The organism is Thiemannella venezuelensis (assembly GCF_014203605.1).
Classification (GTDB): Bacteria; Actinomycetota; Actinomycetes; order Streptosporangiales; family Streptosporangiaceae; genus Planomonospora_A; species Planomonospora_A venezuelensis.
Genome location: NZ_JACHJJ010000026.1, coordinates 32,274 through 46,300 on the forward strand (window position 1 = coordinate 32,274; position 14,027 = coordinate 46,300).

A 14,027-nucleotide genomic window follows, 5' to 3' on the forward strand; every position below is an offset into this window, starting at 1 on the left:
CGACCAGTCATAAACCGTTACTAGCCTGTGACGGTCGGTCCGGCCACCGGGGAATGTAGGAGAGATGGCAGGTAACGGGGGTCGTCCTGGCGTCGGATCGGGTCTGGCGCTCACGTTCGGTTCGGCGGTGCTGTGGGGTCTGGCCCATCTGCGCACCGGCCGCCACCGGACGGGCGCCCTGCTGATGGCGACCTATCTGACGCTGGTCACCGTGAGCGCGGCCGCGCTGCTCACCGCCAGGTCCTTCCTGCTCTCCCTGGCCGTGCAGCCCGGCTGGCTCGCGGTCTTCGGCGCGGGCGCGCTGCTGTTCGCGCTCGCCACCGTGGCCGTCGTCATCCGGTCCTACCAGCTCGTCCGGCCCAGGCCGCTGGCCGGAGCCGCCCACTACCTGTCGGCCGCCGCCGTCGGCCTGCTCTGCGTGCTGGTGGTCGCCCCGATGGCCTACGCCGCCCGGCTCGCCTACGTCTCCCAGGGCCTGGTGGCCTCGATCTTCGGCCTCAGCCCCACGCCCGTCCCCGCGGACCCGTGGAAGGGGCGGGAGCGGATCAACGTCCTGCTCGTCGGCGGGGACGCGCACCCCAGCCGCGCCGGGGTGCGCACCGACAGCATGACCGTGGCGAGCGTGGACACCCGCACCGGCAGGACGGTCCTGCTCGGCCTGCCCCGGAACCTGCAGCGCGTCCCGATGCCGGTCGGCCCGGCCCGCGACCGCTTCCCCTACGGCTTCGGGGGCGAGCCGCCGCTCACCCCGGCGATCCTCAACGAGGTCTGGCAGTACGCCGAGGACCATCCCGAGGTCGTCCCGGGCGTCGCCGACGGCGAGCGCGGCCCCGCGCTGCTGAAGAAGACGGTCGGCGGCGTCCTCGGGCTCGACGTCTCCCACTACGCGATGGTCGACATGCAGGGCTTCGCCAGGATCGTCGACGCGCTGGGCGGGGTGCGGGTCACCGTCCGCGCCCCCATCGTGTACGGCAGGCGCGACGAGGGCCTCATCCCGGCCGGCACGCGCACGCTCTCCGGCGAGGAGGCTCTCTGGTACGGCAGGTCCCGCACCTACACCAGCGACTACGTCCGGATGAGCCGCCAGAAGTGCCTGATGAACGCGCTCGTCAAGCAGGCCGATCCGGTGACGGTGGTCAGGAGCTTCGAGCGGCTGGCCTCCGCGACGGCGAACGCGGTCTCCACCGACATCCCCCGGGAGATGCTCCCGGCGCTGGTCGCCCTGGCGGGCAAGGTGAGGACCGCGCGGATCGAGAGCCTCCAGTTCGTCCCTCCGCTGATCGACACCTCCGACCCCGACTACGACCTGATCAAGAAGAAGGTCACCGCGGCCGTGGAGGAGAGGTCCGCGGCCAGGCCCGCGACCGCCGCCCGCCGGAGCCCGGCCCCGACCGCCGCCCCCGGGACCCCGGCCGCGGCTCCCGCCCCCGGAGCCCCTGCCGGCGGGGGCTCCGGCGCCGGCACCCCGCCCGGGGTCTCCGCCCTCCCCCAGGAGGCCGTCTCCCTCGACGACACCTGCGGCTGAGGCCCCCGTACGGCGCCCTGCCGGATAGCACCGTCGGATGAGCGCCGTCGGATGAGCGCCGTCGGATGAGCGCCGTCAGGTGAGCACCGTCAGGTGAGCGCGGACCCGTATCCGGCCCCGGCCCTGGCCATGGCCGTGACCACCAGGTGGTGGAAGGGCCGGATCACGTTGAAGTAGACCGGGCCGGTCCAGCGGTGGTACTTCACGACGGTGACGACGTCGAACCGGCCGCCCGGCCCGGCCACCACCGCCAGCCACGCGGTCAGGTGCGACTCGCTCGCCCCGGCCACGAAGTAGCGGTCCTCCTCCGCCTCCTCCACGGTGAAGAAGGCCAGCTTCTCCCCGGGGGCGAACGGGATGTCCCCGGGGCGCAGGCCCCGCGCCGAGGGCAGCTCGTCCTGCCGCATGCCGAGCAGGCGCACGAATCCCGCCCGGACCCGGTAGAGCAGGCGTATCCAGCCCGGCTCGTAGGAGATGAAGCCGGCCAAAAACTCCCTGAGCGTGACGTCTCCCTCGACGGTCTTGACGTCGACGTGGTCGGCGCCCTCGGTCAGCGCGCGCAGCTGCGGTATCACCGTGATCGCTCCTTCTCGTGGAGGTGGGGGCGCAGGGCCAGGTCGTAGATCTCACGGACCTGCGCGAAGGTCAGCGGGGGCACCAGGTGGCCCGCGCCGATGAGGACCAGGTAGAGCAGCCGTGCCATGGTCTCCGGCTCCTCGCCGCCGTGCTGCTCCCACAGTGCGCGCAGGTAGTCCGTCCGCCGCCGGTCCACCCGCTCCTGTACGGCCCGCGCCCGCTCGTCCTGCTGCGCCCAGGAGCGCATCGCGACCTCCAGGGCGGGCGAGTCGCCGGAGCTGCCGACCAGGTCGAACAGGCGCTCCAGCCGGGCCGCCGCCGGAGCGTGCGGATCCGCCTCGGCGAGGTCGATGAGCTCGGTGGTGCACCTGGTCTCGAAGTGGTCGAGCAGGGCGGCGCGGTAGCCCGGCATGCCCCGGAAGTGGTGGTAGAAGGAGCCCTTGGTCAGCCCGAGCCGCTCGCACAGCAGCTCGATCGTCAGGGCCGGGGCACCCGAGGCGGCCAGGATCGTGAGCCCCTCGTCCAGCCAGTCCTGTCGTGTCGCCATACGACGAGCATGCCATACGGAATGGTATGTCCCTTCTGCCGCCCTCCCCTTGTCACCGGTGGACGGAGCAGACAATCTGAGTCAAATGACCATGACACGATGAGTATGACCACGGTCCGTGTTCGTTTTCCCGGCATCCTCCCCCCTCCCGCGTGCGGAGCGTGGCATGATGGCCACTCCAGGGGTTGCAATGGTTTTCATAATCAGATTGGATCAGTCATCATGAGAGTGGCCTTCGTCGGCAAGGGCGGGAGCGGCAAGACGACCCTGTCGGCCCTGTTCGCCAGACACATCGCGGGCCAGGGCGGGCCGGTCGTCGCGATCGACGCCGACATCAACCAGCACCTGGGCATGGTGCTGGGTGTGGAGGAGACCGGGCTGCCCCGGCCGATGGGCTCCCACCTGGCCGAGATCAAGGAATACCTGCGCGGAGACAACCCCCGGATCACCTCGGCCGCCGCCATGGTCAAGACCACCCCGCCCGGCCGCGGCTCCCGCCTGCTCGGCCTCGTCCCGGGCGACGACCCGATCCACTCCCGCTTCGCCGCCACCGCCCCCGAGGGCGTCCGGCTCATGGTCACCGGCCCGTTCGCCGAGGACGACCTCGGCGTGGCCTGCTACCACTCCAAGGTCGGCGCGGTCGAGCTCTACCTCAACCACCTCGTCGACGGCCACGGCGAGTACGTCGTGGTGGACATGACCGCCGGCGCCGACTCCTTCGCCTCCGGCCTGTTCACCCGGTTCGACATGACCTTCCTGGTCGCCGAGCCGACCCGGCAGGGCGTCGGCGTCTACCGGCAGTACCGCGACTACGCCGCCGACTACGGCGTGCCCATCGCGGTCGTCGGCAACAAGGTGCACGGTCCCGGCGACGTCGACTTCCTGCGCGAGCACGTCGGCGACGACCTGCTGGTCTGCCTGGAGCACTCGCCCGCCGTCCGGGCCCTGGAGCAGGGCCGCCCGTTCACCCTGGGCGACCTCGAACCCGCCAACGCCGAGGCGCTCGCCGTGCTCGGCAAGCACCTCGACTCCCAGGAGAAGGACTGGGAGAGGTTCGGCCGCCAGGCCGCCGAGTTCCACCTCCGCAACGCGCAGGCCTGGGCGAACAAGGCGACGGGGGAGGACCTGGCCGCCCAGATCGACCCCGGTTTCACCTTCGGGCCCACGCGAGTGTCGCTCCAGCGCTAGATGGAGCGGTCACCGGACCCGATCTACCGTCTGAATGATCCCCTTCTGAGAGGAGAACGCAGCATGTCGCTGACCGTTTCGAACGATCTTCTCGACCAGGCGAGGGCCGGGGAGGTGGACGACGAGGCATTCGTCGCCTGCGTCCGCGACTCCCTGCCCTACGCCTGGGCGCTGATCAACGACCTGGTCCACGAGCGTGCGCGCACCGGCGCCGAGTTCGCCGACAACACCGTTCCCCCGCCGGACGAGGCCGCCCGCGGCCAGCTCCTGCGCTGCCTGGCCAGCGACTCCATGCGCGGCGCCCTGGAGCGCCACTTCGGCGTGAAGCTGGCCTTCCAGAACTGCCACCGGGTCGCGGTCTTCGACCCCTCCGCCACCAAGGCCCACGCCGAGTTCGTCACCGCAAGGTCCCAGATCCTCAACCAGTCCCCCGAACTCGTCGACTGCTGACCTGCCCGAGTCGTCCAACGTTCCCACGGGTACGGGCGCGCCGCCCGCACCCGTGGATTCCCTGAAACCGGCGACAAGCTTAGTATCGGGTAGTAGAAGTAATACATGACTACTCGAACAGGCGACCGTGGGATGCGAATCAACAGCAAGGGACAGGTAACGATCCCTGCCGATCTTCGTGAGAAGTACGGAATCACCGAAGGTGACGAGGTGGACGTGATCGAGGTCGGCAACACGCTGACCATCGTGCGTCGTGAGGGCAGCGAGAGCCGGGGCCAGCGGCTGGTTCGCAGGATGCGGGGCGCCGCCACCACCAAAATGAGCACCGACGAGATCATGCGGCTGTTCCGCGGCGACGACTGGGATCAGTAAGGTGCACCTTCATGTCCTCCCACCCCTTCCCGTGACCCTGGTGGACTCCTGCGTACTTCTGGATGTCCTGACAGAGGACCCCAAATGGGCGGACTGGTCAGGCGAGAGAATCATCCAGGCCAGAGATGAAGGACGACTCGTCATCAACCCGATCGTGTACGCCGAGGTGTGCCCGAGCTTCGACTCGATCGAGAGCCTCGATCAAATCATCTCCGCCGAAGACTACGAACGTGAGCAGATCCCCTACGAAGCGGCTTTCCTTGCGGGCCAGGCCTTCAGCGCATACCGGCAACGCGGCGGGCAGAAAACGTCGCCCCTGCCGGACTTCTTCATAGGAGCACATGCGGCGGTGAAGTCCTACCGCCTGATCACACGTGACATGGCTCGCTACCGGACCTACTTCCCGACCATCGAGCTGATCACTCCGGACTCGGATGCGTCTTGATCTCCCGAGAGCCCGGCTCGCCGCGTTCTGTGAGCAGCCCGGCCCTCTGTGACGCGCAGCAGGTCGAGCTTGCCCGCGTCCTCACTCCCGGCCGCCGCCGTGTAGGTCACCATGCGCAGGTCGGCGCCCGGAACGATGAGCACGTCGCAGTCGAGCAGGATGTCACCGATCTCGGGATGCCGGATCGTCTTGCGGCCGGTGGTGTGCCGCTCCGCACACGCCTGTCTCCTGACCTCTGTCCTGTCGACCTGGTGGCCAAGCGCCATCTCGACGGAACCATTCGGGACCGGATATTCCGAGAAGCACGCGTCCTCTACCCGGGCTGGTCCAGCCGACGAACCCGGGGCAGGACCTCGGCTCCGAGTCTTCTGATGTTCTCGAGGGTGCGGGCGCGGTCGCCCGTGCCCTCGACCATGAGGATCAGGTGGTGCAGGCCGGTCGCGGCGGCGGTGCGTTCGATCGAGGCGACGCAGTGGTCCGGTGAGCCGACCGGGTGGGTCGCGCAGAGGAAGTCGACGTAGGCCGAGATATCGCGCTTCGGACGGGCGCGGCCGTCCACCGGGACGTAGCCCGCGAGCCCGGGCTCCAGCCAGCGCGGCAGGCTCTCCTTCAGTTCCCGTACGGCCTGCGCCGTCGAGTCGGCCACGTACCCGACCGCCGCGGCGATGTGCCCGGCGTCCCCGAGGCCGGCGGCGTGCCCGCCGGTTCCCGTCCCGGAGCCGAGATGCCCCGCTGTCCCCGGCCCCGTTGTCCCCGGCCCTGTCGCGTTCCTTGACGCCCGGTCCGTGTAGGACCGGATCATGGCGGCCTTCTCCTCGTCCCCCACGTGCATGCCCAGCAGCATGGGCAGCCCCCGGTCGGCCGCCAGCGCCACGGTCTCCGGCGAGGTGCACGCCACCACCGGCCGGAGCCGGGCCGCCGGGACCATCGGCACCTCCCGGAACCGGAAGAACTCCCCGTCGGCGGCGACCGTGCCGCCGTCGTCGCGGTCCAGCGCGGCGCAGAGCAGGTCGAGGGACTCGGCGAAGCCCCGCTCGAACCGGTCCAGCCCCGTCCCGAACACCTCCAGGTCCACCCACGGCCCGCCCCGGCCCACGCCGAGCTCGAACCGCCCGCCCGAGACATGGTCCAGGACCGCCGCCTGCTCGGCCAGGTCCACCGGGTGCCGGGTGGAGAGCACGCTGACCGCGGTCCCCACCCGGATCCGGCTCGTCCGGCCCAGCGCCACGCCGGCCAGCGTCGCCGCCGACGGGCACACGCCGTACGACATGAAGTGGTGCTCGGCGATCCACGCGTCGTCGAACCCGGCCTCCTCGGCGGCGGCCACCGCCTCCACCGTCTCGCGCAGCGCCCGGCCCGGCGGCCGTCCCGGGAAGCCCGCCGCGACCAGGAAGACTCCGACGCGCACCGGCGCTACCCGAAGAGCCCGAGCTGGCCCGCGCCCGCCGCGGTGTCCCGGTGCTTCCTGAGATGACTCCAGCGGGGCAGCTTGTCGAGGTAGGACCAGGACAGGCGGTGGTGCTCGGTCGGACCGTGCTCGGCCAGGGCCCGCTGGTGGACCGGGGAGGGGTAGCCGGCGTTGCTCGCGAAGCCGTACTCCTCGAAGCCGAGGGAGGCCATGTAGGCGTCCCGGCGGACCTTGGCGATCACCGAGGCGGCGGCGACGGAGACGCAGGACTGGTCGCCCTTGATCTCGCACCGGACCGGCCAGGGGGCGCCGAGGTAGTCGTGCTTGCCGTCCAGGATCACCGCGCCGGGCCGGACGGGCAGCTCGGCGAGGGCCCGGCCGGCGGCGCGGCGCAGCGCCTCGGTCATGCCCAGGGCGTCGATCTCCTCATGGGACGCCTCGCCGTACCCGATCCCGGCCGCCCACGCGGTGATCTCGGGAACCAGGGCCTCGCGGCGGGCCGGGGTGAGCAGCTTGGAGTCGGTGAGCCCGGCGGGCGGCTCGGAGAGGTCGGTGACCACCGCGCAGACCGCCACCGGACCGGCCCAGGCCCCCCGCCCGACCTCGTCGATCCCGGCCACCGGTTTCGACCCGCCGCCGGACAGCAGGCGTTCGAGCGCGTACGAGGGAGGCATGGGCTGAAGTGTACGGCGGCGGCGCGCCCGGCGGCCCGTTCCCCGGACCGGGCGGCCCCCGCGGCCCCGGTCAGCGGGCGTCCGGAGCCGCGGGGGCCGCCGGGATCGCCGACTCCAGCGCGGTGAGGTCGGCGGCGAGGTAGCGGGCGGCGACGTGGATGGCCCGAAGCGTGACGGCGACGGCGGGACGGTGCACGCTGGAGGCGCGGGCGACGGCGTGCACGTCGCGGCCGGCCGGACTCCCGGGGATCTCCCGGACCGCGATGCCGCGCACCCCGGCGGCCAGAGCCAGGGCGGGGACCGCGGCGATGCCGACCCCCTTGGCCACCAGGCTGAGGATCGTGCTCAGCCCCTCGAACTCCCAGGGCACCGGCTGGGCCCCGCCGACGTCGGCGAGCATGCGGTCGACGGCCAGCCGGGACGGCTCCCCCTCCGGGGTGGCCATCCACGGCTCGTCGCGCAGCTCCGCCAGGTCGACGGGCTCGTCGGACGAGGCGAGCCGGTGCCTGCGCGGCACCACGAGCACCAGCGGGTCGTGCAGCAGCGGGAAGACCCGCACGGCCGCCGAGGCGTGCATGCGGCCGTACCAGTCGTCCACCAGCGCGATGTCCGCCTCTCCCGACTGCACCTCGCGGAACCCGCGCCCCGCCCGGCTCTGCATCATCCGCAGGGTCAGGGAGGTGTGCCGGCGCAGCGATCCGGCCAGCGCGGGGGCGAATGCCACGGCCGCCGTGGGGAAGGCGGTGAGGACGATCCGGCCCGACGGGGTGCCGGACTGGGCCGACAGGTCGGACTCGGCGGTCTCGACCATGGCCAGGATGCGCTCGGCGTGGGCGACGAGGCGTCGTCCGGCGTCGGTCAGCTCGGCGCTGCGGGCGGTCCGGTCGATCAGGACGGCGCCCGCCTCCCGTTCGAGCGCGGCCAGTTGCTGGGAGACCGCCGAGGGGCTGTAGCCCAGCGAGACGGCGGTCGCCGCGATGCTCCCCTTCCGGGCGAACTCGCAGATCAAGGCAAGACGACGCAGATCGAGCATCGGACTTCCTTACGCCCACCCACATGATTCGAAGCTTGTCCTGATGCCTTGTACCCCCGATTCTGGGAACGTTCCTAAAAGAGGAGAAACATCCATGAACATCACTATTTCTGCCACTTTGGCGGCAAATGAGGAAATCGACCGGCGGAGACGGGCGGGAGAGCGCGTGCTGAACCTGGCCTTCGGCGAGGCCGGGCTCCCCGTGCACCCGGCCCTGCGCGAACGGCTGGCCGGCGCCGCCGGGGAGAACGGGTACGGGCCGGTCGCCGGACTGCCCGCGCTGCGCGAGGCCGCGGCCGGGTACTGGCACCGCCGCGGCCTGCCCACCGACCCCGACCTGGTGGTCTGCGGGCCCGGGAGCAAGTCCCTGCTGTACGGCCTGCTGCTCGCGATCGGCGGTGACGTCGTGCTGCCGATGCCGAGCTGGGTCAGCTACGCCGCCCAGGCGGAGCTGGCCGGGGTGCGGCCCCTGCCCGTTCCGGCGCCCCCCGGCGAGGGAGGGGCGCCGGACCCCGGGCTGGTCGCCTCCGCGGTCCGGCGGGCCAGGGCCCGGGGGCGCGACGTGCGTTCGCTGCTGGTCACCCTGCCCGACAACCCCACCGGGACGCTGGCGGAGACCGACACGGTCAAGAAGATCGTCGACATCGCCCGCGAGCTCGACCTGATGATCATCTCCGACGAGATCTACCGGGACCTCGTCCACGACCCCGCGGCCGGCTTCGTCAGCCCCGCCGACCTGGCCCCGGAGCGCACCGTCGTCACCACCGGGCTCAGCAAGAGCCTGGCCCTGGGCGGCTGGCGGATCGGCGTGACCCGGCTGCCCTCCGCCGGGCTGCGCGCCCGGCTGCTCGCGGTGGCCAGCGAGCTCTGGTCCAGCCCGGCGGCCCCCGTCCAGCACGCGGCCGCCTACGCCTACACCGAGCCCGCCGAGATCGGCGAGCGGATCGCGCGGAGCAGGCGGCTGCACGGAATCGTGGCGCGGGCGGCGCACGCCCGGTTCACCAGGGCCGGCGTCACGGTCGCCGCGCCCCGGGGCGGGTTCTACCTCTACCCGGACTTCACCGGCCTGGACTTCGCGACCTCCGGCGAGCTGGCCGCCCGCCTGCTCGACCGGTACGGCGTCGGCGTGCTCCCCGGGCACGCCTTCGGCGACGACCCCGCCGGGCTCCGGGTCCGGGTCGCCACCAGCCTCCTGTACGGCGAGACCGCCGAGCGGCGGCTGGCCGCGCTGGACGCCGCCGACCCCCTCGCGCTGCCCTGGATCGCGGCCTCGCTCGACCACCTCGACGCCGCGCTCCGCCGCCTGGACGCCGACCACCGCCGGGAAGGGCCCGCCTCCGCCGGCACCGCCGCGTGACCTTTCCCGGCGGGGTGTTCGCCGCAGGCATCAGTTGGATAACGGCGCCCGGCCGCTCCCCGTCCCCGCAGCGGGATCACCGCCTCTGAGCTGGCATTTCACCCGCCCTCGGTGCGGGGACACGGTGTTTTCCCAGATGCTCACCGAGATGTCGCGTGCCATTTGGCATAAGACACGTGACTCAGCCCTCATCATGTGCTCATGCCCGCTTTTGTCACCCTGTCCGGGCGCTCCGTGCGCCTGGAACCGCTCAGCCTCGCGGCCGTCGACGACCTCGTCGCCGCGGCGGGTGAAGACCGTTCGACCTACGGCTTCACCCGCGTTCCCCATGGCCGGGAGGAGATGGCCTCCTACGTGGAGGCCGCTCTGGCTGAGCAGGCGGAGGGCCGCACGATGCCCTTCGCCGTCCGGTGGCTGCACACCGACCGCATCGTCGGTGCCACCCGTCTCATGAACCTGGAGTACTGGCAGGGCCCCATGCCCTGGCCTCCGGGTGCGCGTGGAGCGGTGGGCGAGGTCCCGTCCGTGGCGGACATCGGTTACACCTGGCTGGCCGCCTCGGCCCAGGGCACGGGTGTCAACCGGGAGAGCAAGTTCCTGATGCTCTCGCTCGCCTTCGAGACCTGGCAGGTCCACCGCATCACCCTGAAGGCAGACGTACGGAACGTACGCTCACGGGCCGCCATCGAGGCCCTCGGCGCGCACCTGGACGGTGTGCGGCGGGCGGAGAGCCGGGGCGCCGACGACACGGTCCGAGATACCGCGTTCTACTCGATCCTGAGTTCCGAGTGGCCGATCGTGCGAGAACGCCTGCACGCGCGGCTCGGACTGGTCGAGGCCGCGTAGCGCGTCCCCCGTAACTTCGCATCTCCATGGAGCATAAGGCCCACCCGGTTTTTTACGGGTGGGCCTTTGTTCATCTATCGGACATGCATTCACGGCTGTCCCCACAGCCCTCCGCCGGTCACGACCGCCCCCGTTCGGGGCCATGTCCGGCATGTCACAGCATCACGGATACGGCTCAACGCCTGATCAACGACCGATCAACGCCCCCTTCGGCGGTGACGCTCCGTCTATGGAGTGGGCATGCATGGATCTATCATTCGGTCATAAAACTTCCCATTAGTGCGGAGATTCGGAAAATGGCTGTTCAGGGCGGCGAGGCCGGGCTGCGCTTCGCGATACTCGGCCCTGTCCAGGCCTGGCGTGACGGTGCCGAGCTGGACCTGGGCACCCCGCTGCAACGCTCCATTCTGGCGATGCTGCTCCTGCGCGAGGGCCGGGCGGTGACTCCGACCGAGATGATCGACGCGGTCTGGGGGGAGGGCTCCCCGCCGCGGGCGCTGGGGGCGCTGCGCACCTACGTCTCCCGGCTGCGGGCCGTACTGGAGCCGGGGCGCTCCCCCCGCACCCGGCCGGAGCTGCTGACCTCGGTGGGCCGGGGCTACGCGCTCCGCATCCCCGCCGACGCCCTCGACCTGGCCCTCTTCGAGAGCAGGACGCAGGAGGCCGAGGCCGCCCGGCGCGCGGGGGACCTCGGCGCCGCCGCCGAGCACCTGCGCGCGGGGCTCGCGCTGTGCACCGGGGAGCCGCTGGCCGGGGCCGTCGGCCCCTACGCCGAGCACCAGCGCGGCCGGCTGTCCGAGCGCCGGATGAGCGTGGTGGAGAGCCTCATGGACCTCGACCTGGAGCTGGGCCGGCACGCCGACGCCGTCTCCGAGCTGGTCGCGCTCACCGCCGACCACCCGCTCCGCGAGCGCCTGCGCGCCCAGCTCATGCTGGCCTACTACCGGTGCGGGCGGCAGGGCGACGCGCTGGCCGTCTTCGCCGACACGCGCCGGGTGCTCGCCGACGAGCTGGGCATCGACCCCGGCCCCGACCTGGCCGATCTGCACCGGCGCATCCTGGCCGCCGACCCCGGCCTCGCCCCCGCCGCCCCGGTGCGGCCCGCGCCCGCCGCCCCGGCCGGGGAGACCGCGTCTCCCGCGCCCGAGCCGCCCGAGCTGCCGCGCCCGGCCCAGCTCCCGGCGGCGGTCGGCGACTTCACCGGCCGCGGTCAGATCATCACCCGGCTGCGCACCCTGCTCTCCACCCCGGCCGGCGCGGAGAGCGTCCCGGTGGCCGCCATCTCCGGGATCGGCGGCGTCGGCAAGACCGCCCTGGCGGTGCACGTCGCCCACGCCATGCAGGACCTGTTCCCCGACGGGCAGCTCTACGCCGACCTGCGCGGCTACGGCGAGGAGCCGACCGCGCCGGAGTCGGCGCTGGCGGCGTTCCTGCGCGGGCTGGGCCTGCCCGCCGACGTCATCCCCGACGGCCTGGCCGAGCGCTCGGCGCTGTTCCGCTCGCTCCTGGCCGAGCGGCGCATGCTGGTCCTGCTCGACAACGCCCGCGACGCCGTACAGGTCGCCCACCTGCTGCCCGGCTCGGCCGGGTGCGCCGCGATCGTGACCAGCCGCCACAAGCTGGCCGACCTGGCCGCCGCCCGCCTGTTCGACCTGGACGTGATGGAGCCCGACGAGGCGCTGGCCCTGTTCGGCGCGGTCGCCGGGGCCGAGCGGGTCTCGGCCGAGCGGGCCGCCGCCATGGACGTGGTCGCCGCCTGCGGGTTCCTGCCGCTGGCCGTGCGGATCGTGGCGGCCCGGCTGGCGGCCCGGCCCACCTGGACGGTCGCCTCGCTGGTCTCGCGCCTGGCCGACGAGCGCCGCCGCCTGGACGAGATGCGGGTGGGCAACCTGGCAGTGGAGGCCACCTTCGCCCTCGGGTACGGGCAGCTGGAGGAGGCCCAGGCCCGCGCGTTCCGGCTGCTCTCCCTGCCGGGCGGGCCGGACATCTCGGTCTCCGCCGCCGCGGCCGTGCTCGACCTGGACCCGGTGGAGACCGAGGACATCCTGGAGTCCCTGGTGGACGCCAGCCTCCTGGAGGCTCCCGCCCCCGGGCGGTACCGCTTCCACGACCTGCTGCGGCTCTTCGCCCGCCGCACCGCCGAGCGCGGCCCGGACCCGGAGGCGGGACCGGCCGCGCTGGAACGGCTGCACGGCTTCTACCTGGCCTCGGCCGCGGCGGCGCACCGGCTCGCCTACGAGGGCAGCGTGGTCGCCGACCAGTTCGCGCTCTCCGGCCCCGGACGCCCGTTCTCCTCCGCCGACGAGGCCGTGACCTGGCTCGCGGTCGAGGCCGACGCGCTGTTCGCCGCGATCTCCCAGGCGGCGGGCGCCGCCGCCGCGGCCGGCGGGCTGCTGCCCGCGGCCGACCTGCTGCTGGCCATGGAACCGCTGCTGGAGTCGGGCAGCCACGGCCGCGAGTTCGACCTGCGCACCCGGGAGGTGCTCGCCGCCGCCCGGCGGCTGGAGGCGGCCTCCGCCGAGCTCCGCTGCCGCTACGTGCTCGGCAGGCTGCTGTTCGGCGCGAACCGGCTGACCGAGGCGGAGGGGGAGTTCCGGGCCTCGCTGGAGCTGGCGGCCGGCGGCGACCGGATCGTCGCCGGCGAGACGATGAACGCGCTGGCCGTGGTGGTCGGCAGGCAGCGCCGCCACACCGAGGCGCTGGCCTGGTTCGACTCGGCGCGCAAGACGTTCAGGGAGATCGGCGCGCAGGGCGGCGAGGCCCTGACCCTCAGCTACTCCGCCCGTGACCACCTGTTCCTCGGCCAGCCCGAGGAGGCCATCGCCGCCGCCGAGCAGGGCTTGGCGATCTTCAGTGAGATCGGCTCCAGCGCGGGCACCGCCCGCGCCCGCTACCACCTGGGCATGATCCTGTCCCGGGTGGGGCGGCTGAACGAGGCGGTCCACCACCACGCCGAGTGCCTGGCCTTCTTCCGGGCCGGGAACCAGCGGGTCTGGGAGCAGCGGGTCTGCTCCCGGCTGGCCGAGACGTTCATCGCCGCCGACCGGTCGGGCGACGCCGTACGGCACGCGGAGCAGGCCCTGGCCGTGAGCCGCGAGATCGGCCACCCGTACGGCGAGGCGCAGGCCCTGTGGGTGCTAGGCCGGGCGCTCGCCGGGCAGGGCAGCGCCGGGCGGAGCCGGGACTGCCTCCGGCGCGCCCACGACCTCTTCGCCCGCCTGGGCGCCCCGGAGGCCGGGGACCTGCGCGCGCTCCTCGACCGGGACGGGATCGGCAACGACTCCGAGCCCGTCGTATAGGTCGTCGTCGAGACGCGTCATCCACACGTGGTTGATCACCGGGGTCCTTTGTCTATGGCGACGCTGCGCGTCGCGGCTCGGAGGCCGGCAGCCGCCGCCTCGGGGGAGCCGTGATTCGGGGGCCGAGGTCCGGCCGGGCGCCGTGGCCACCGCTCGGTGCGTAGGGGGCCCGGGTTTACCGGTGCACCTCGCGGTGGCTAGCCGCCTCATGTCGGCGACCGGCCGAACCTCTGGCACGGGCCCTTCACCCCCCGGGTCCGTGCCATGGCCAGAGCGTCTCCCATCCCGGTCAACGTCCGATCAACAA

Annotated in this window: 14 protein-coding genes; 8 read left to right on the forward strand and 6 right to left on the reverse strand. The window is 72.6% G+C overall.

The genetic code is table 11. The features are described from left to right. Positions 1-64 precede the first annotated feature (64 nt). Entirely contained in the window at positions 65-1,525 is a 1,461-nt protein-coding gene (locus tag FHS22_RS29785; RefSeq protein ID WP_184947114.1) for an LCP family protein, read from the forward strand. Positions 1,526-1,614: 89 nt separating this feature from the next. On the opposite strand, the gene FHS22_RS29790 is transcribed toward FHS22_RS29785, so the two are convergent. Together FHS22_RS29790 and FHS22_RS29795 are read right to left on the reverse strand one after the other, a co-directional pair. Further along, positions 1,615-2,100 carry a DUF2867 domain-containing protein gene (locus FHS22_RS29790; RefSeq protein ID WP_184947117.1) on the reverse strand — a complete coding sequence of 162 codons (486 nt, stop codon included), beginning with the start codon at positions 2,098-2,100 and terminating at the stop codon, positions 1,615-1,617. Continuing rightward, positions 2,097-2,648 carry a TetR/AcrR family transcriptional regulator gene (locus tag FHS22_RS29795; RefSeq protein WP_184947120.1) on the reverse strand — a complete coding sequence of 184 codons (552 nt, stop codon included), beginning with the start codon at positions 2,646-2,648 and terminating at the stop codon, positions 2,097-2,099. The genes FHS22_RS29790 and FHS22_RS29795 overlap by 4 nt, the downstream gene beginning before the upstream one ends. A 222-nt stretch (positions 2,649-2,870) precedes the next feature. On the opposite strand from FHS22_RS29795, the gene FHS22_RS29800 reads away from it, so the two are divergent. The 4 genes from FHS22_RS29800 to FHS22_RS29815 all read left to right on the forward strand — a co-directional run bounded on the left by FHS22_RS29800 (position 2,871) and on the right by FHS22_RS29815 (position 5,103). Then, on the forward strand, positions 2,871-3,836 hold the full coding sequence (locus FHS22_RS29800; RefSeq protein ID WP_184947123.1) for an ATP-binding protein: 966 nt from the start codon (positions 2,871-2,873) through the stop codon (positions 3,834-3,836). 63 nt (positions 3,837-3,899) lie between these two features. Further along, positions 3,900-4,286 (forward strand): SCO5389 family protein, encoded by a 387-nt coding sequence (locus FHS22_RS29805; protein ID WP_184947125.1) that lies wholly within the window; start codon positions 3,900-3,902, stop codon positions 4,284-4,286. Positions 4,287-4,418: 132 nt separating this feature from the next. Further along, entirely contained in the window at positions 4,419-4,658 is a 240-nt protein-coding gene (locus FHS22_RS29810) for an AbrB/MazE/SpoVT family DNA-binding domain-containing protein (protein WP_184947128.1), read from the forward strand. 31 nt (positions 4,659-4,689) lie between these two features. Further along, on the forward strand, positions 4,690-5,103 hold the full coding sequence (locus FHS22_RS29815; RefSeq protein ID WP_221474282.1) for a type II toxin-antitoxin system VapC family toxin: 414 nt from the start codon (positions 4,690-4,692) through the stop codon (positions 5,101-5,103). Here the strand turns inward: FHS22_RS29815 and FHS22_RS29820 are convergent. From FHS22_RS29820 to FHS22_RS29835, 4 genes are all read right to left on the reverse strand, one after another. Further along, positions 5,055-5,369, reverse strand: a complete 315-nt coding sequence (locus tag FHS22_RS29820; protein ID WP_221474283.1) for an MmyB family transcriptional regulator — start codon at positions 5,367-5,369, stop codon at positions 5,055-5,057. The genes FHS22_RS29815 and FHS22_RS29820 overlap by 49 nt on opposite strands. Positions 5,370-5,416: 47 nt before the next feature. Next, positions 5,417-6,511, reverse strand: a complete 1,095-nt coding sequence (locus tag FHS22_RS29825; protein ID WP_184947131.1) for an LLM class flavin-dependent oxidoreductase — start codon at positions 6,509-6,511, stop codon at positions 5,417-5,419. 5 nt (positions 6,512-6,516) lie between these two features. Further along, the gene (locus FHS22_RS29830; protein ID WP_184947134.1) at positions 6,517-7,185 is read right to left on the reverse strand and encodes a ribonuclease HII; all 669 of its coding nucleotides are present in this window, start codon (positions 7,183-7,185) and stop codon (positions 6,517-6,519) included. Positions 7,186-7,255: 70 nt separating this feature from the next. Next, on the reverse strand, positions 7,256-8,218 hold the full coding sequence (locus tag FHS22_RS29835) for a LysR family transcriptional regulator (RefSeq protein WP_184947137.1): 963 nt from the start codon (positions 8,216-8,218) through the stop codon (positions 7,256-7,258). Between the two features lie 94 nt (positions 8,219-8,312). On the opposite strand from FHS22_RS29835, the gene FHS22_RS29840 reads away from it, so the two are divergent. The 3 genes from FHS22_RS29840 (at position 8,313) to FHS22_RS29850 (ending at position 13,720) form a co-directional block, all read left to right on the forward strand. Beyond that, positions 8,313-9,575, forward strand: a complete 1,263-nt coding sequence (locus FHS22_RS29840; RefSeq protein ID WP_184947139.1) for a pyridoxal phosphate-dependent aminotransferase — start codon at positions 8,313-8,315, stop codon at positions 9,573-9,575. Positions 9,576-9,776: 201 nt separating this feature from the next. Then, entirely contained in the window at positions 9,777-10,421 is a 645-nt protein-coding gene (locus tag FHS22_RS29845) for a GNAT family N-acetyltransferase (RefSeq protein WP_184947142.1), read from the forward strand. Between the two features lie 296 nt (positions 10,422-10,717). Next, a complete protein-coding gene (locus FHS22_RS29850; protein WP_184947146.1) occupies positions 10,718-13,720 on the forward strand; it encodes an AfsR/SARP family transcriptional regulator in 3,003 nt (1,000 codons plus the stop codon). Positions 13,721-14,027 lie beyond the last annotated feature (307 nt).

Bases quoted from the DNA above. Each gene is read 5' to 3' on its own strand.
- FHS22_RS29785 (WP_184947114.1), top strand. From the start codon at position 65: ATGGCAGGTAACGGGGGTCGTCCTGGCGTCGGATCGGGTCTGGCGCTC.
- FHS22_RS29795 (WP_184947120.1), bottom strand. From the start codon at position 2,648: ATGGCGACACGACAGGACTGGCTGGACGAGGGGCTCACGATCCTGGCC.
- FHS22_RS29800 (WP_184947123.1), top strand. From the start codon at position 2,871: ATGAGAGTGGCCTTCGTCGGCAAGGGCGGGAGCGGCAAGACGACCCTG.
- FHS22_RS29805 (WP_184947125.1), top strand. From the start codon at position 3,900: ATGTCGCTGACCGTTTCGAACGATCTTCTCGACCAGGCGAGGGCCGGG.
- FHS22_RS29810 (WP_184947128.1), top strand. From the start codon at position 4,419: ATGCGAATCAACAGCAAGGGACAGGTAACGATCCCTGCCGATCTTCGT.
- FHS22_RS29820 (WP_221474283.1), bottom strand. From the start codon at position 5,369: ATGGCGCTTGGCCACCAGGTCGACAGGACAGAGGTCAGGAGACAGGCG.
- FHS22_RS29830 (WP_184947134.1), bottom strand. From the start codon at position 7,185: ATGCCTCCCTCGTACGCGCTCGAACGCCTGCTGTCCGGCGGCGGGTCG.
- FHS22_RS29835 (WP_184947137.1), bottom strand. From the start codon at position 8,218: ATGCTCGATCTGCGTCGTCTTGCCTTGATCTGCGAGTTCGCCCGGAAG.
- FHS22_RS29840 (WP_184947139.1), top strand. From the start codon at position 8,313: ATGAACATCACTATTTCTGCCACTTTGGCGGCAAATGAGGAAATCGAC.
- FHS22_RS29845 (WP_184947142.1), top strand. From the start codon at position 9,777: ATGCCCGCTTTTGTCACCCTGTCCGGGCGCTCCGTGCGCCTGGAACCG.
- FHS22_RS29850 (WP_184947146.1), top strand. From the start codon at position 10,718: ATGGCTGTTCAGGGCGGCGAGGCCGGGCTGCGCTTCGCGATACTCGGC.